Source organism: Devosia sp. (genome assembly GCF_035944845.1).
Taxonomy (GTDB): domain Bacteria; phylum Pseudomonadota; class Alphaproteobacteria; order Rhizobiales; family Devosiaceae; genus Devosia_A.
In genome coordinates this window covers 1-13,929 of record NZ_DASZAW010000063.1, presented here as the reverse complement: position 1 = coordinate 13,929, position 13,929 = coordinate 1, and the positions used below count along the sequence as shown (strand labels likewise).

The following is a 13,929-nucleotide window of genomic DNA, read 5'->3' as shown; positions in this document are numbered from 1 at the left end:
GGCTTGGGCGGAGTTGGTCATCAGGGTGCTCTCGGCTAAGGGACAGAAGCCCGGAAATCCGGGCGCCTCGAACCCTCCTGCCGAGGCGGGTTGACGCTTAGCAGGTTCCTTTGACCTGTCAATGTCGCCTCCCGGAGGGGGCGTTGCCATGCTGCGCCAGCTTTGCGCTATAGTGCCAAGTGGAATCGCCCTTTTTCCGCGACGGGGGTCGGGATGGCCATTGAGAACGCCGAGGATGGATACGAAGCCGCAGCCAGCCGGCTCGACAAGGCATTTGCGCGGCTCGAGGCGAGCGTACGCAGCCTCAATGGCCGGGTGCGGGCGCATAGCCGGATCGAATCCGACACCCAGAAGCTGGTCAGCGAGCGGCAGCGCCTGGCGCAGGAACTCGACAAGGTCAGCGCCAAGGCCAAGCGCCTTGACGACAGCTCGGCCGAGGTGGCGCGGCGGCTGGTCGTCGCCATGGAGTCGGTGCGCGAGGTGCTGGCCCAGGATGGATCGGCGAAGGGATAGCTGAGATGCCCGAGGTCAATGTCGACATCAACGGCCGCAAGTACCGCATGGCCTGCGAAGAGGGCCAGGAGCAGCACCTGCTCGGGCTCGCGGATCGCTTCAACCAGCATATCGACCAGTTCAAGGGGACGTTCGGCGAAATCGGCGACAACCGGCTGACGGTGATGGCCGGCATCGCGGTGCTCGACGAGCTGGCCGAGGCCGAACGCCGCATCGCCGAGTTGAAGCAGGACGTCGCCAACCTGACCCAGGTCGGCGAGGCGCTGACGCATGAAGCCGAGGACCTCGAGCGCAAGTTCGCCAAGCGGCTCAACGAAGCGGCGCGCAAGATCGAAGCGATTTCGAGCGCCATCGACGAGACGGGCGCAGCGGCGGGCGCTTAGCTAGTTCTTCCTGACGATGCAGGCGCCGCCGGCGGCCTGCAGCTTGGCGCAGAGCGCATCGGCATCGGCCCGACTGTCGCGACCGATCATGGCGTAGTGCCTCAGCCGCGGGCCGAAGTTCGGGTTGCGGGCCATCAACAGCATCAGCTTCTCGCTCCCCAGCACCTTGGGATAGCTTGCCTGCACCCGCTCGAAGCGGCGGATGACCACGCCTTGCGAGAAGTTCTGCGCGACGAGCACGCCCCAGGGCTTCCATTCGCTCGGGACCCGATCGAGGCTCGGCACCTGTTCGGCCTCGGCCATCTTCACACAGGCATCGATGAACGGCTCGTCCTTGCCGATGGCGTAGTCCACATCGGGCGGCGAATCTGCGAGCCAGGCATCGGGATCGCGGCCGGTGACGATCTCGACATAAAAACGGGTCTCGGCCGGCAGGTAGGTGGCGCCTTTGACGTAGCGGCTGGTCCGCCCCTCGCCGCCATTGTAGGCAACAGCCGCCAGCCCGAGATTGCCGAACTTGTCGGTGAGAAAGCGCAGGTACTCCGCCGATTTCGCCAGCGCCTCGCTCGGGTCGAACGCATTGCGCAGCCCGCGGATACGGGCGGTCGACGGGATGAACTGCGCGATGCCCTGCGCTCCGGCGGTGCTCAGGGCGAACGGATCGAAGCGGCTCTCCTGCCAGATCAGGCGCGCGAAATAGCCCACCGGCAGTTGGGTGCGCCAGGCATAGAACTGGATCGCACTGCAGGTATCGCGAAAGAACTGTTCCTGGCGGATGCAGACTGCGGTCCAGGCTGGTGCCGCGGGATCTGCGGCGTAGCAGGAGCGGGGTTTCGGTTCGGCGTCGCGATCGCTTTCGACGGCGACGGCATGAAAGGTCATCGCCGCCACGGCGATTGCCAAACCGAGGCTGATCAGCTGTCTGCCACGCATAGAGGAAGGCTAGGGTGAGGAAGCATGCACTGCAAGCGCGGGCAATTGGCAAAGTTTGCCAATCTTTGGAAGAATGTCGTCAAAGGAGCTCTGACATGGCCATGATGAACATCTCGCTTCCCGACAAGATGAAGCAATGGGTGGAGGAGCAGGTCGCGACCGGGCGGTACGCCAATGCCAGTGACCTGATACGGGACCTCATTCGTGAGGATCAGGATCGAGCAATGGTCATTTCCGAGTTGCAGGCCATGATCGACGAGGCAGATGCCAGCGGCATCAGCGATCGCACTGTCGAGGACATCCGGCGCGATGTGAGGCGAGAACTCGGCCTTAGTGACGACGCCGATGCGGCATAGGCTCTCTTCCCATGCAGATCGCGACCTTGCGCGCCTCTATCGGGAGAGCCTGCTGCATTTCGGAGAGGCACACGCTGATCTCTACTTTCGGCGACTTCAGGACGTGTTCCGGACCATCGGACAATTTCCAGAAGCTTCACCCGAACGGGCGGAACTGCGTGGCGCGAGGATCAAGCCATTTCAGGCGCACCACAGCCTCTATCGTGTGAAGGCAGGCGAGGTGGTAATTCTGCGCGTCCTCTATAGTCGCCAGGACGTCGAACGCCACCTCAAACCGTAGAGCATTCCGCTCGAAATCCTCGATCTGGATGCGCCTTCGAGGTGGCAAAGTCCGCAATCCTCGCCTTTGCGGACAGGCTCTTCCTGCTTGCGCGCTAACCGCTAAACCGCCCCGGCTCCCAGTTGGCCAGCACGGCCTGCTGCAGGTCGATCTCTTCCATGATCTCGCGCAGCACCTCGTCGTCGAGCTTGCGGTCATCGCGGGCGGCGACCAGTGCAGAGCGGCGGGCCTCCAGAACTGCGCGTCCCAGTTCCAGCACCATGTTGTCGTGCTCGGAATGCGACTGGCGCTCGGCGGCGTCTTCGACGCTGGCGCGTTTCAGCATCTGTTCGGCGGCGGCGCGGGCCTTGGGGTCGGTCTGGCCATCGCGGAAGCTGGTAATGGCAGCGCGACCGGCAGCGTCGGCGATATCTCGGGCGATGGCGTGCTGATTGGCGCGATACTTGTCTTCGGCCGGATCGGAGATGCCGAGGGTCCTGATCAGCCAGGGCAGGGTCAGGCCCTGCACCAGGAGCGTCCCGATCGTCACCGCGAAGGCGACGAACTGGATGAGGTCGCGGCCTGGGAAAGCGTCGCCGGTCATCGTCACCAGCGGGATACCGGCGGCGGCGGCGAGGGTGACCACGCCGCGCATGCCGGTCCACGAGATCACCAGGTTTTCCTGCCAGGTGAACGGTTCGGGGACATCGTAGCCGCCCTGCCGCAGCACTTCCCGGCGGCGCTCGAAGCGAGCGTCGCGCCGGCCGAAGCGCCGGGGCGGTTCCTCGCCGGCTTTCATCCGAGCAATCGCGGCGCGCACCCGGCGGGTCTGCCAGCGCGAGACGAAGCCGGTGCCGAACACCCAGGCGATGCGGACGAGGATCACCGCCACGAGAACGACCAGCGACAGCCCGAGCAGCTCGATCAGGCTGAAGCCGGTAGCCGTCGCTTCCTCGATGACGAACTTCATCTGCAGGCCGATATAGGCGAAGACGAAAGCCTCGAGCAGTGCATCGGCAGTGCGCCAGAACTGCCGCTCCTGGATACGCGCGGCGTAGCCGGTTTCTGTGGAATTGTGCCCGAGCGAAAAGCCAGCCGCGACCACGGCGAGGACGCCCGAGGCGCCCACTTCTTCGGCCACCAGGTAGGCCGCGAACGGCACCAGCACGGAGAGCACGGTGACAAGGGAGGCGTTGGTCATGCGCAGCCGGGTGCGGTGGACAATGGCGCCGATCACCATGCCGATGACGATGCCGACGACCACGGCATAGACGAAGTAGAGAAAGCCGTTGTCGATGAAGAGGTGGCGGCCGGTTACCGTCGCCGTGGCAAAAGCGAAAAGCGTCAGCGCGGCGGCGTCGTTGATCAGGCTCTCGCCCTTCAGCACGGTCATCATCCGGCTGGGGAGCCCGAGCTTGCGGCCGATTGCGACAGCGGTCACTGCGTCGGGCGGCGAGACGACCGCCGCCAGCACCGTCGCCACGGCCAGCGTCATACCGGGAATGATCGAAGCGGAAACCGCGCCCACGACGAAGGTGGTCACCAGTACGAGGATGACGCCGAGGTTGATGATCGAGGGCAGCCGCCGGATGAAGCTGATGAACGAGAACTCGCTGGCAGCCGAAAAGAGCAATGGCGGCAGCACCACGGTGAGGATGATCTCGGGCTCGAGCTCCAGCCGCGGCAGGCCGGGAATGAACGAGGCGGCGAGGCCGACCAGCGCCAGCAGCAGCGGCGCCTGGATGTTGCGGCGTTCGGCGAAGATGGTGACCGCGATGGCCGCGATCATCACCAGGAGGATCTGAGAAACCATGCGCCGCCCCATGCCCTGTCGTGCGCACTGATATAGGCGGGGACGTGGAAAAGGAAAGAAGCGCTTGGCGTAGGCGGTGGAGCGATCCTATATTGTCGGTGCTGCCCGGTGCGTGCTGGATCATTTTTCCCTGGGGCCGTACTGATCCTTAAGGGAGCTGTACCTGACCGGACCCGTGGGTTCGGACATACGGCGCCCACCTACGAAAGTAGGTTCCCAGGATCTGTATCCCACGGCCAGGGCGGCACCTGAATTACTCGGCATGTCCGAACCATCGGGTTCGAGCCAACTTTCCTGATCCCGCTCCAGAAAGCCCGATGAGCGACGCAAAGATCGAAGAGGCGAAAGCGGCGCTCCGCGCTGCAGCGCACAAGAAGCGGGCGGCGTTTCATCCGTCGTTGCGCAACGACGCCGCCAGGGCGGCTGCAGCGCATTTCTTCGAGGGCGTGTCGCTGGAGACCGGCGAAGTGGTTGCCGGCTACTGGCCGATCCGCGACGAGATGGACGTGAAATCGGTGGTGGCGCGGCTGATGGATGCCGGCCAGCCGGTGTGCCTGCCGGTGGTGCTGGGCGACGAGCAGCCATTGGAGCTGCGCATTTGGGAAGTTGGCGCGCCGCTCTACGAAGCCGGTTTCGGCACGCTCGCCCCGCCTGAGGAAGCGCCGCGCGCCGAGCCCGATGTCATCATCATGCCGCTGCTCGGCTTCGACAAGCACGGCACCCGGCTCGGCTATGGCGGCGGTTATTACGACCGCACGCTGGCCACGCTCAGCAAGCGTCCTCGCCTGATCGGCTTCGCCTTCGCGCTGCAGGAGGTGGACCTGATCCCGCGCGAGGCGCACGATGTGCCCCTCGACGCCATCGTCACCGAGCATGGCGTGCGCAACTTCGAGAAAAAGGCGCCGGTTACGTGAGAGTTCTGTTTCTGGGCGATGTGGTCGGCAAGGCCGGCCGCGACGCCGTCTCCGACCGCCTCGCCGGATTGGTCGACAAGCACAAATTCGATTTCGTGGTGATCAACGGCGAAAATGCCAGCCATGGCCGCGGCCTCACCGAGGGCCATTTTGCCGAGATCAAGGCGGCCGGCGCCGATGTGGTCACCCTGGGCGATCACGCCTTCGACCAGCGCGATACCCTCACCTACATTGCCCGCGAACCGACGCTGCTGAGGCCGATCAACCTGGCGCCCGGCACGCCCGGGCGCGGCGCCAATCTCTATGAGAGCCGCGCGGGGCACCGCGTGCTGGTGATCAATGCGCAGGGTCGGGTGTTCATGGACCCGGTGGACGATCCGTTCCGGGCAGTGGAAGCGGCGGTGGCGGCGTGCCCACTGGGCGAGCAGGCCGATGCGATCATCCTCGATTTTCATACCGAGGCGACGTCCGAAATCCAGGCAATGGGGCACTTTCTCGACGGCAAGGTCAGCCTGGTTGTCGGCACGCACACCCACATTCCTACCTCGGACCACCGCATCCTCAAGGGCGGCACGGCGCTGATGGCCGACGCCGGCATGTGCGGGGACTATGACTCGGTGATCGGCGTGGAAGTCGATGAGCCGCTCAACCGCTTCCTCACCGGCATCGCGACCGGACGCTTCACCCCCGCTGAGGGTGAGGCGACGCTGAGCGGCATTGCCATCGAGACCGATCCAAGGACCGGTCTCGTTGCAAAGCTCTCGCCGCTCAGGGTTGGCGGGTCGCTGGCTCAAGTGGAGCCGGCGTTCTGAGCACGCTTCACAGGCCCTGATGATTTGACTATAAGCCGGCCCATTCAATTCAGCCTCAGACACGAGGGGTGACCGCATGGCCGGCCATTCGCACGCCAAGAACATCATGCACCGCAAAGGCAAGTCGGACGCGGCTCGCTCGAAGGTGTTTTCGAAACTCGCCCGTGAAATCACCGTCGCAGCCAAGCTCGGCATGCCGGATCCGGCGTTCAATTCGCGCCTGCGCCTTGCGGTGCAGAATGCCAGGGCGCAGTCGATGCCGAAGGACAACATCGATCGCGCCATCAAGAAGGCTGCGGGCAATGACGGCGAGAACTACGAAGAAATCCGCTATGAGGGCTATGGTCCCGGTGGCGTCGCCGTCATCGTCGAGGCGCTGACCGACAACCGCAACCGCACCGCTTCGAACGTTCGTTCGACCTTCTCCAAGAATGGCGGCGCGCTGGGCGAAACCAACTCGGTCGGTTTCATGTTCGATCGGGTCGGCGAGATTTTCTATCCGGCGACTGCCGGATCCGAAGACAAGGTGATGGAAGCGGCGATCGAGGCCGGCGCCGACGACGTCGAGAGCGACGAAGACGGCCACTGGATCTACACCTCGTTCGAGTCTCTGAACGAAGTGGCCGCGGCGCTCGAGAAGGTGCTGGGCGAGGCGGAATCGACCAAGTTCATCTTCAAGCCGCAGAACGAAGTGCCGGTCGATGCCGAAAAGGGGGCGACGCTGCTCAAGCTGATCGGCATCCTCGAAGAGGACGACGACGTGCAGAACGTCTACGCCAACTTCGACATTTCCGATGAAGACATGAGCAAGATCGAAGCCGCCTAAGCGGCTTCGACTTGGAGATCGAAGCCGCATAAAGTCGGCTTCAAGCGGCAGCGGCCGGCAGGGTTTCGTAATGCGCGATGGACGTGACTGCGATGCAGTTGCGCCCTTTTTGCTTGGCCGCGTAGAGCTGCTGGTCGGCGAGCCGGAACAGTTCGGCGAAGGGCAGGTGGCGGTCGTACACGGCGCCGCCGACGCTCACGGTCAGCTGGTGCGGTTTGCCCTCGGGTGCGAACTCGGCCCCGTAGACCGCCTGACGCAGGCGTTCGGCCACTGCCTCGGCGATCAGCAGGGTGGTGCCGGGCAGGTAGACAGCAAACTCCTCGCCGCCGATGCGTCCGATCAGATCGGCGGAGCGCAGGACGCCACGGATCGAGCTGGCGATCAGCCGCAGCGCGGCGTCGCCTTGCTCGTGGCCATAGGTATCGTTGATCGCCTTGAAGTTGTCGGCGTCGACCACCAGCAGGGTGCCGCGCATGCCATCTTCGGCAAACCGTGCGTCGGCGAGCGCTTCCTCCACCTCGCGGGTGAAGGCCCCGCGGTTCAACAGGTCGGTCAGCGCGTCGGTCGCGGCGTGCCGGCGCAGCAACTCATGGGCGATTGCCAGTTCGCGCAGCTTGCTGAGCAGGAAGAACAGGATCGGCCCGGCGAGGCCGATCGGCACCAGCACATCGAGCGTGATCGACCAGCGCAGATCATCGGGACCAAGGTTGTGGAAGTTGAACGAATCCACGAACAACGTGACGGCAACGCAGCCGAGCGCACCGAGTGCCGTCCAGAGGATAACGCGCCCCCATCCGCTGGGTGAAAAATCCAATGCTCGCGTCCCTTCAGCACTTTCTGCGCAGAGGGCCGGAACGGTAGGCAAGGCGTGTTGAAATCGCCTCAAGTCACCGGATTGGATTTTATCTATCGGATCTCGTAGCCGATCAGCCGATCGCCGCGGTCAGCGCGACGAGATCTCCATTCCCGGCGTCGCGACCCAGCTCTACCCGGTTGCGTCCGGCGTGCTTGGCTTCGTAGAGGCGCCGGTCGGCGATCCGGAACAGCTCCGAAAAACCGGCATCGTCAGCACACACGGCGCCGCCGATGCTGACCGAAAGGCGCTGCGCCATGCCTTCAGAGGTGACGAACAGCGCGTTCACCGCCGCCCGGATCCGCTCGGCGGCGCCAGAGGCGACATCATGCCCGGCGCCCCGCAGGAACACGCCGAACTCCTCCCCGCCGATGCGGCCAACGAAGTCGCCATCCCGCACACTGTCGCGGATGGCGCCGGCGATCAGTTGCAACACCTCGTCGCCACGTTCGTGCCCAAAGCGGTCGTTGACGGTCTTGAAGTGATCGGCATCGATGACCAGCAGCGTGCCAGAGCCGTCGACCTGGCCGAGGCTCGAGCTGACGCGTGAGGTGAAGGCGCGGCGGTTGAGGCAGTTGGTCAGCCAATCGGTGGAGGCAAGCATCTCGAGTTTGCGGTTGGCCTCGCGCAACTGTGCCGAACGCACCTGCAGGAACAGCAGGATCGGGCCACCGAGCGCGGTGGGCATGCCGAGGGCCAGTACCGTGCCTACGGCATTCATCCCCTCGTTGAGCGACATCATCACCAGATTGGACATCACCCAGGAGCCAACCGTCGAAGCTGCGAGGATCACAAGCGTGCGCTGCCAGACGAGGCGCCATTCGGCAGGTGGCAATCGAAGCTTGTTCATTTCCGCGTCCCTCGGAGTGAATGTATCCGGCATACGCGGGCAATGCTTGAATGCTGATTAATTCGCGGCGGCGGATCGCCGCTAATTCGGTGCAGTGTTTCTGTTTCGTTCACAAAGCGCTTGGTAGGTTTGGGCTCCTGACCTAAAGCTTCGAAATGGCTGAGACAGTGCGAATCATCGGGATCGATCCGGGGCTGCGGCGCTGCGGCTGGGGCATCATCGAGAGCAACGGCAACCGGCTGGGCTTCGTTGCCTGCGGCACCATCACACCGCCGGTAGAGGGGTTGCTGGCCGATCGGCTGGTGGCGCTGCACCACGGCATCACGGCGGTGCTGGACGAGTATGCGCCCGAGGAAGCAGCCGTAGAAGAGACGTTCGTTTCGGCCGGCGCGCGCTCGGCGCTGCAACTGGGCCAGGCGCGCGGCGTGGTGTTGATGACGCCGGCCCTGCGCGGCCTGCCGGTCGGCGAGTACGCGGCCAACCTGGTCAAGAAATCCGTGGTCGGCACCGGCCACGCCGAAAAGGCCCAGATCCAGATGATGATCAAGATCCTCTTACCCACGGCGAACTTCAAAGGCGCCGACGCCGCCGATGCGCTGGCGATCGCGGTCTGCCATGCCCATCACCGGGCGATCCGCAAGCTGAGCGTTCCCGCATGATCGGCAAGCTCAAGGGCATGGTCGACGGCTTCGGCGACGACTACGCGCATCTCGACGTCAATGGCGTGATCTACGAGGTGTTCTGCTCGGCCAAGACTTTGGCGGCGTTGCCGCAGGTCGGCCATGCCGCAGTGATCCATACCGAAATGATCGTGCGCGAGGACATGATCCGGCTCTATGGCTTTTTCACCGAGGCGGAGAAAGCCTGGTTCACCACGCTGATGACCGTTCAGGGCGTGGGCAGCCGGGTGGCGCTGGCCATCCTCTCCGTCCTCACCCCGTCCGAACTGGCCAGCGCCATCGCGCTGCAGGACAAGGCGATGGTCGGCCGCGCCAACGGCGTCGGCCCCAAGCTGGCGGTTCGTATCGTCACCGAACTCAAGGGCAAGGCGCCGGCCGGGGCGATCGACGCGGGCGTGCTGGGCCTGCAGGCGGCGCTGGGCGAGGGCGTCGCGGCGGGCAATGTCGCTGATGCGGTCTCGGCGCTCACCAATCTTGGCTATTCGAGCGCCCAGGCCTCCGCCGCCGTCGCCCGGGTGGTTGGCCGGGAGGGTGACAAGGTGCCGACCGACAAGCTGATCCGGCTGGGGCTCAGGGAATTGAGCAACTAGCCTTGCAAGAGGCCACGTTCCTTACTAGATTGAAAAAGTAAGGAGCATGCAAGATGTCTGGGAAATCTCTGCCTGCAAGGACAAGCTATACCGGCAAGGTGACCAGCAAGGGCCAAACCACGGTCCCAAAGGAAGTGCGGGACTTTCTGGGCTTGGAAGAGGGAACTCAGATGGAGTGGATACTGGACGATGGCAAAGTCACGGTGAAGCCGCGGAAACTGCGAGCCGTCGATCTGGCCGGCATCCTCGGCCCACCGCCCAGTGGCGATACGCATGTGACCGTCGAAGAGATGAACGAGGCCATTGGCGACGCGATCGTGGAACGGTTCGAGCGTTCGACGCGGGGATGATCGGCGTTGATACCAAGGTCCTGGTCCGCCTGTTCGTGCCGGTTGAACCTCAGAGAGAGCTTGCGGTTGCGTTCTTCGGTCAGCGGTCAATCTCCGATCCGGCCTTCGTTTCCACCGTGGTCATCACCGAGTTCGCCTGGGTCTTGCGCCGCCGCTACAAATACGGGCATGAGCAGGTTGGTCAGGCCATACGCTGGATGCTGGATTCCGACGACTTCGTGATCGAAGATCGTGATCTCATGGAGTGGGCGCTCGCCAACTACACGCGTTCGCGTATCGACTTCTCCGACTTGCTGGTGGCTCGAGCCAGCGAACTAGCCGGCGCGCCACACGTCGCGACGTTCGACCGTGACGCTGCCAAACTCGTCCCCGGCATGGAACTTCTCAAGTGACCGATTTGACTTCCGCCCAAGCCGGTCGCGACGACCCGCTCGATGTTTCGCTCCGCCCATCCGGCTTTTCGGAGTTCATCGGGCAGGCCGAGGCGCGGGCCAATCTCGAGGTGTTCATCAAGGCGGCCAAGCACCGTGGTGCGGCGCTCGATCACGTGCTGTTCGTCGGCCCGCCGGGGCTCGGCAAGACCACGCTGGCGCAGATCGTGGCGCGTGAACTCGGCGTCGGGTTCCGGGCCACCTCCGGCCCGGTGATCGCCAAGGCCGGAGACCTCGCGGCGCTCCTGACCAATCTCGAAGAACGCGACGTGCTGTTCATCGATGAAATCCACCGGCTCAACCCGGCGATCGAGGAAGTGCTCTATCCGGCGATGGAGGACTATCAGCTCGACCTGATCATCGGCGAAGGTCCGGCGGCGCGTTCGGTGCGTATCGATCTGGCGAAGTTCACCCTGGTCGGCGCCACGACCCGCGCCGGGCTGCTGACCACGCCGTTGCGCGACCGCTTCGGTATTCCGATCCGGCTCAATTTCTACACCCCAGAGGAGCTGGTGAAGATCGTCGAGCGCGGCGCGCGGCTGCTCGGTATTGGCATGGCGCCGGACGGGGCGATGGAAGTGGCGCGCCGGTCGCGCGGTACGCCGCGTATTGCCGGCCGACTGCTGCGCCGGGTCACCGATTTTGCGCTGGTCGACGGCGCCAGGGAGATTACCCGCGCTATCGCCGACAAGGCGTTGCTGCGGCTCGATGTCGATGCGCGCGGGCTCGACCAGCTCGATCGGCGCTACCTCAGGGTGATTGCCGATTTCTACGGCGGCGGCCCGGTGGGCATCGAAACCATTGCCGCAGCGCTGTCGGAACCGCGCGACGCGCTCGAGGAGATCGTCGAGCCCTACCTGATCCAGCAGGGCTTCATCCAGCGCACGCCGCGTGGTCGGATGCTCACCGCTCTGGCTTTCCAGCATCTGGGGATCGCGACGCCTCAGGGCTTTGTCGGCATGCAGGGCAGCCTGTTCGAAGAGCCGGGCGAGGAATGAGCGAACCGGTATTCCGGTCCCGTGTCCATCTCATCGCGCTTGGCGTCGCCGATGTCGCACGCTCGGCCGCGTTCTACGAGGCGCTGGGGTGGCAGCGGGCGCCGACCAGCCATGCTGGCTTCGTCAAGTTCGACCTGGGCGGCATGGCGCTGGCGTTGATCTCCAAGGTTGATCTTGCCGCTGATGCGCTCGCCCGGCCGGGCGATCCGGGCGCCTCGTCGAGCCTCGCGCTGATCTACTGCGCCGACCAGCCCGATGATGTGGCCCGGCTGCTGGCGCAAGCCGAGCGCGCGGGCGGCACCATCGTCAAGCCGGCGACGCGGACGCAGTGGGGGACTGCGGGCTATTTCCGCGATCCCGACGGCCACCTGTTCGAGATCGATCACGAGGATGGCTGGGTGTTCGATGGGGAGCATCGTCTTGTGGTGTGAGTTGAGGAGCGGCCGATGAGTGCACTTCCCGGCATTGGTCGGCCCGCAGCGCAGGCGCTGGAGCTGATCGGCATCACGACGCTCGAGCAAGTTGCCGCGCATAGCGAGAAGGACCTGCTGGCGCTGCACGGCGTCGGTCCCAAGGCGATCCTCATCCTCAGGCTGGAGCTCGAGGCCCGCGGCATGCAGTTTGTCGGAGCGAGCAAGTGACTGATGCGCGCCAGATGCTGAGCTTCCACCTGCCCGGGGCGCTGTTCCAGATGCGGGCGGTGGCGATCATCCGTCACAACGGCCACGTCCTGTTGCATCGCGCCTCGCACGAGCAGTTCTGGTCTTTGCCAGGAGGCCGGGTCGAACTCGGTGAAACGGCGTCCGAAACGCTGGTGCGCGAAATGCTGGAAGAGCTGGGCTGCGCCGTGCGGCTGGGCCCGCTGCGGTTCCTGGTCGAGAACCTGTTCGTCTATCAGGGAACAGCGGTCCACGAAGTGGGCTGGTATTTCGAGGTCGAGCTCGTTGATGATTTCCCGTTCGCCACCGATGACGTCTGTCACCGTGCGGTAGATGGCTCGAATGAGCTGGAGTTTCGCTGGGTGCGCAACGACGCCAGTGCCTATCTCGACTATCCGCTGCTGCCGCCCATGCTGCCAGCGCAGCTTCTCGATCCAACGCCGGGCTTCCGGCACATCATCGAGCGACAGACGTGACCAGCAGCCATTTCACCGCCCGCGTCTACTACGAAGACACCGACTTTTCCGGCAATGTCTACCATGCGGCGTACCTGCATTTCTTCGAGCGGGCGCGGACCGAGTTCCTGAGGGAACGGGGCGTGCATCACTCGGAGCTGGTGAAGGATGGCATCGCCTTTGCGGTGCGGACGATGAGCATCGACTTCAAGGCGGCGGCCCATATCGACGATCTGCTCGAGGTCACCACCGAGGTCGCTTCGCTCACCGCGGCGCGGCTCAACCTGGTGCAGTCGATCAGCCGCGATCGCGTCGAGATCACCCGGGCCGAGGTCCAGGTGGTGGCGATCAAGACCAGCGGCGGGGTGGCGCGGATGCCGCGTGAACTTCTGGACCTGCTCGAGGCATAGAAAAGGGTCGCCGGCGAACCGGCGACCCAAGGGATTTGCATAGGACTGGCGTCCTACATCGCAGCGGGCTTTACCTGTCCGCGGATCTCGCCATCCGGGAACTTCGCCGTGTGCAGATTGAAGTACCAGGACCCGCCCTGCAACTGGGTGGCCTGTTCGTCGGTCAGCGTGGCATTTCCGTTGATCGGGCTCGTCAGCGGATCGGCAATCGGAACGACTGGGGCGGCATTGGCGTCCTCGGCGGCGGGGCCGTGGAAATGCGCCGCAACCGCGTCGCCGGTCAGGCCATCATAGGTGATGGTCCAGGTGAACACCTTGGAGTCCGTGTCAAACGTCGCTTCCACCGTGCCGGTGGCAGACGAATCCGTGGGCGGGACTTCCGCGGCGCCCGTGAGCGCGGCGGTTAACTTCAACTGCTCGGCGAAGGCCGGCATTGCCGAAAATGCCAGGATGGCAGCAGAGGCGAGCAGCGCGCTTTTCAGGTTGAGATGCATGGTATCTCCCTTTCGTTGTTGCTTGTTATGGGACAACCGCGAACCCCCAGAACGGGCGGTCTTGAGATGAACGCATCATCGACCACAGGGTTGCACGGCACGCCTGTGACGTTGCCCGCTGCGCCGATCTGCCGCGCGATCACACAAGCGCGAGGAATCGCTTTGTTAACATTTGCTTGACCATAAGTAAGGCAGTGCACCAGCAGCGTTGCCAAAGGTCCGGAAAACCGGGCTTTTCTCTTAAATTTGACAAATTTGAACCGCATCGACCCGACGATCAGGTTTCGGTCGTCGGGGCCGGACTGAGAAGGACCCTTACATGGAAGCCATGGATGCAGTCGGCACGGTCG

Annotated in this window: 21 protein-coding genes and 1 other RNA gene; 17 read left to right on the top strand and 5 right to left on the bottom strand. The window is 64.3% G+C overall.

Going from position 1 to position 13,929, the window contains the following annotated elements; all coding sequences use genetic code 11:
• Positions 1–213: 213 nt before the first annotated feature.
• Together VGV07_RS11080 and VGV07_RS11075 are read left to right on the top strand one after the other, a co-directional pair.
• Positions 214–513: a DUF4164 family protein gene (locus tag VGV07_RS11080; RefSeq protein ID WP_326868750.1), complete on the top strand. Its 300-nt coding sequence runs from the start codon at positions 214–216 to the stop codon at positions 511–513.
• A 5-nt stretch (positions 514–518) separates the two neighbouring features.
• Positions 519–896 (top strand): cell division protein ZapA, encoded by a 378-nt coding sequence (locus VGV07_RS11075; protein WP_326868749.1) that lies wholly within the window; start codon positions 519–521, stop codon positions 894–896.
• On the opposite strand, the gene VGV07_RS11070 is transcribed toward VGV07_RS11075, so the two are convergent.
• A complete protein-coding gene (locus VGV07_RS11070; protein WP_326868748.1) occupies positions 897–1,829 on the bottom strand; it encodes a lytic transglycosylase domain-containing protein in 933 nt (310 codons plus the stop codon).
• Between the two features lie 95 nt (positions 1,830–1,924).
• Here VGV07_RS11070 and VGV07_RS11065 point away from each other — a divergent pair, with 95 nt between their 5' ends.
• Positions 1,925–2,185 (top strand): type II toxin-antitoxin system ParD family antitoxin, encoded by a 261-nt coding sequence (locus VGV07_RS11065; RefSeq protein WP_326868747.1) that lies wholly within the window; start codon positions 1,925–1,927, stop codon positions 2,183–2,185.
• On the top strand, positions 2,175–2,465 hold the full coding sequence (locus VGV07_RS27400) for a type II toxin-antitoxin system RelE/ParE family toxin (RefSeq protein WP_414649937.1): 291 nt from the start codon (positions 2,175–2,177) through the stop codon (positions 2,463–2,465). The genes VGV07_RS11065 and VGV07_RS27400 overlap by 11 nt, the downstream gene beginning before the upstream one ends.
• Before the next feature lie 94 nt (positions 2,466–2,559).
• Here VGV07_RS27400 and VGV07_RS11060 read toward each other — a convergent pair whose 3' ends face one another.
• A complete protein-coding gene (locus VGV07_RS11060) occupies positions 2,560–4,257 on the bottom strand; it encodes a cation:proton antiporter (protein ID WP_326868746.1) in 1,698 nt (565 codons plus the stop codon).
• A gap of 95 nt (positions 4,258–4,352) precedes the next feature.
• Here VGV07_RS11060 and ssrS point away from each other — a divergent pair.
• The 4 genes from ssrS to VGV07_RS11040 all read left to right on the top strand — a co-directional run bounded on the left by ssrS (position 4,353) and on the right by VGV07_RS11040 (position 6,809).
• Positions 4,353–4,509, top strand: a non-coding RNA gene (gene ssrS / locus VGV07_RS11055) — 6S RNA.
• A 65-nt stretch (positions 4,510–4,574) separates the two neighbouring features.
• A complete protein-coding gene (locus tag VGV07_RS11050) occupies positions 4,575–5,171 on the top strand; it encodes a 5-formyltetrahydrofolate cyclo-ligase (protein ID WP_326868745.1) in 597 nt (198 codons plus the stop codon).
• On the top strand, positions 5,168–5,983 hold the full coding sequence (locus VGV07_RS11045; protein ID WP_326868744.1) for a TIGR00282 family metallophosphoesterase: 816 nt from the start codon (positions 5,168–5,170) through the stop codon (positions 5,981–5,983). Before VGV07_RS11050 ends, VGV07_RS11045 begins: the two co-directional genes overlap by 4 nt.
• Positions 5,984–6,059: 76 nt before the next feature.
• Positions 6,060–6,809, top strand: coding sequence for a YebC/PmpR family DNA-binding transcriptional regulator (locus tag VGV07_RS11040; protein WP_326868743.1), 750 nt, complete (start codon positions 6,060–6,062; stop codon positions 6,807–6,809).
• A 40-nt stretch (positions 6,810–6,849) separates the two neighbouring features.
• Here the strand turns inward: VGV07_RS11040 and VGV07_RS11035 are convergent, their stop codons facing one another.
• Both VGV07_RS11035 and VGV07_RS11030 read right to left on the bottom strand, forming a co-directional pair.
• On the bottom strand, positions 6,850–7,623 hold the full coding sequence (locus VGV07_RS11035; protein WP_326868742.1) for a GGDEF domain-containing protein: 774 nt from the start codon (positions 7,621–7,623) through the stop codon (positions 6,850–6,852).
• Between the two features lie 112 nt (positions 7,624–7,735).
• Positions 7,736–8,512, bottom strand: coding sequence for a GGDEF domain-containing protein (locus tag VGV07_RS11030; RefSeq protein WP_326868741.1), 777 nt, complete (start codon positions 8,510–8,512; stop codon positions 7,736–7,738).
• 155 nt (positions 8,513–8,667) lie between these two features.
• On the opposite strand from VGV07_RS11030, the gene ruvC reads away from it, so the two are divergent.
• Genes ruvC through VGV07_RS10985 form a run of 9 tightly spaced genes read left to right on the top strand, consistent with a single transcriptional unit; the run spans position 8,668 to position 13,085 of the window.
• A complete protein-coding gene (gene ruvC, locus VGV07_RS11025; protein WP_326868740.1) occupies positions 8,668–9,171 on the top strand; it encodes a crossover junction endodeoxyribonuclease RuvC in 504 nt (167 codons plus the stop codon).
• A complete protein-coding gene (gene ruvA, locus VGV07_RS11020; RefSeq protein ID WP_326868739.1) occupies positions 9,168–9,782 on the top strand; it encodes a Holliday junction branch migration protein RuvA in 615 nt (204 codons plus the stop codon). Before ruvC ends, ruvA begins: the two co-directional genes overlap by 4 nt.
• Before the next feature lie 53 nt (positions 9,783–9,835).
• The gene (locus tag VGV07_RS11015; RefSeq protein ID WP_326868738.1) at positions 9,836–10,132 is read left to right on the top strand and encodes an AbrB/MazE/SpoVT family DNA-binding domain-containing protein; all 297 of its coding nucleotides are present in this window, start codon (positions 9,836–9,838) and stop codon (positions 10,130–10,132) included.
• Positions 10,129–10,524 carry a type II toxin-antitoxin system VapC family toxin gene (locus VGV07_RS11010; protein WP_326868737.1) on the top strand — a complete coding sequence of 132 codons (396 nt, stop codon included), beginning with the start codon at positions 10,129–10,131 and terminating at the stop codon, positions 10,522–10,524. Before VGV07_RS11015 ends, VGV07_RS11010 begins: the two co-directional genes overlap by 4 nt.
• Positions 10,521–11,561 carry a Holliday junction branch migration DNA helicase RuvB gene (ruvB, locus tag VGV07_RS11005; protein ID WP_326868736.1) on the top strand — a complete coding sequence of 347 codons (1,041 nt, stop codon included), beginning with the start codon at positions 10,521–10,523 and terminating at the stop codon, positions 11,559–11,561. Before VGV07_RS11010 ends, ruvB begins: the two co-directional genes overlap by 4 nt.
• On the top strand, positions 11,558–11,992 hold the full coding sequence (locus VGV07_RS11000) for a VOC family protein (protein ID WP_326868735.1): 435 nt from the start codon (positions 11,558–11,560) through the stop codon (positions 11,990–11,992). Before ruvB ends, VGV07_RS11000 begins: the two co-directional genes overlap by 4 nt.
• Before the next feature lie 15 nt (positions 11,993–12,007).
• Positions 12,008–12,202, top strand: coding sequence for a helix-hairpin-helix domain-containing protein (locus VGV07_RS10995; RefSeq protein ID WP_326868734.1), 195 nt, complete (start codon positions 12,008–12,010; stop codon positions 12,200–12,202).
• On the top strand, positions 12,199–12,696 hold the full coding sequence (locus VGV07_RS10990) for an NUDIX hydrolase (protein WP_326868733.1): 498 nt from the start codon (positions 12,199–12,201) through the stop codon (positions 12,694–12,696). The genes VGV07_RS10995 and VGV07_RS10990 overlap by 4 nt, the downstream gene beginning before the upstream one ends.
• The gene (locus VGV07_RS10985; protein WP_326868732.1) at positions 12,693–13,085 is read left to right on the top strand and encodes a YbgC/FadM family acyl-CoA thioesterase; all 393 of its coding nucleotides are present in this window, start codon (positions 12,693–12,695) and stop codon (positions 13,083–13,085) included. Before VGV07_RS10990 ends, VGV07_RS10985 begins: the two co-directional genes overlap by 4 nt.
• Positions 13,086–13,138: 53 nt before the next feature.
• Here VGV07_RS10985 and VGV07_RS10980 read toward each other — a convergent pair whose 3' ends face one another.
• Positions 13,139–13,579: a CHRD domain-containing protein gene (locus VGV07_RS10980; RefSeq protein WP_326868731.1), complete on the bottom strand. Its 441-nt coding sequence runs from the start codon at positions 13,577–13,579 to the stop codon at positions 13,139–13,141.
• Between the last annotated feature and the right edge of the window lie 350 nt (positions 13,580–13,929).

Excerpts from the sequence above, each read along its gene's own strand:
- VGV07_RS11080 (WP_326868750.1), top strand. The coding sequence starts at position 214 with ATGGCCATTGAGAACGCCGAGGATGGATACGAAGCCGCAGCCAGCCGG.
- VGV07_RS11075 (WP_326868749.1), top strand. The coding sequence starts at position 519 with ATGCCCGAGGTCAATGTCGACATCAACGGCCGCAAGTACCGCATGGCC.
- VGV07_RS11070 (WP_326868748.1), bottom strand. The coding sequence starts at position 1,829 with ATGCGTGGCAGACAGCTGATCAGCCTCGGTTTGGCAATCGCCGTGGCG.
- VGV07_RS11065 (WP_326868747.1), top strand. The coding sequence starts at position 1,925 with ATGGCCATGATGAACATCTCGCTTCCCGACAAGATGAAGCAATGGGTG.
- VGV07_RS27400 (WP_414649937.1), top strand. The coding sequence starts at position 2,175 with ATGCGGCATAGGCTCTCTTCCCATGCAGATCGCGACCTTGCGCGCCTC.
- VGV07_RS11060 (WP_326868746.1), bottom strand. The coding sequence starts at position 4,257 with ATGGTTTCTCAGATCCTCCTGGTGATGATCGCGGCCATCGCGGTCACC.
- VGV07_RS11050 (WP_326868745.1), top strand. The coding sequence starts at position 4,575 with ATGAGCGACGCAAAGATCGAAGAGGCGAAAGCGGCGCTCCGCGCTGCA.
- VGV07_RS11040 (WP_326868743.1), top strand. The coding sequence starts at position 6,060 with ATGGCCGGCCATTCGCACGCCAAGAACATCATGCACCGCAAAGGCAAG.
- VGV07_RS11030 (WP_326868741.1), bottom strand. The coding sequence starts at position 8,512 with ATGAACAAGCTTCGATTGCCACCTGCCGAATGGCGCCTCGTCTGGCAG.
- ruvC (WP_326868740.1), top strand. The coding sequence starts at position 8,668 with ATGGCTGAGACAGTGCGAATCATCGGGATCGATCCGGGGCTGCGGCGC.
- ruvA (WP_326868739.1), top strand. The coding sequence starts at position 9,168 with ATGATCGGCAAGCTCAAGGGCATGGTCGACGGCTTCGGCGACGACTAC.
- VGV07_RS11015 (WP_326868738.1), top strand. The coding sequence starts at position 9,836 with ATGTCTGGGAAATCTCTGCCTGCAAGGACAAGCTATACCGGCAAGGTG.
- VGV07_RS11010 (WP_326868737.1), top strand. The coding sequence starts at position 10,129 with ATGATCGGCGTTGATACCAAGGTCCTGGTCCGCCTGTTCGTGCCGGTT.
- VGV07_RS11000 (WP_326868735.1), top strand. The coding sequence starts at position 11,558 with ATGAGCGAACCGGTATTCCGGTCCCGTGTCCATCTCATCGCGCTTGGC.
- VGV07_RS10995 (WP_326868734.1), top strand. The coding sequence starts at position 12,008 with ATGAGTGCACTTCCCGGCATTGGTCGGCCCGCAGCGCAGGCGCTGGAG.
- VGV07_RS10980 (WP_326868731.1), bottom strand. The coding sequence starts at position 13,579 with ATGCATCTCAACCTGAAAAGCGCGCTGCTCGCCTCTGCTGCCATCCTG.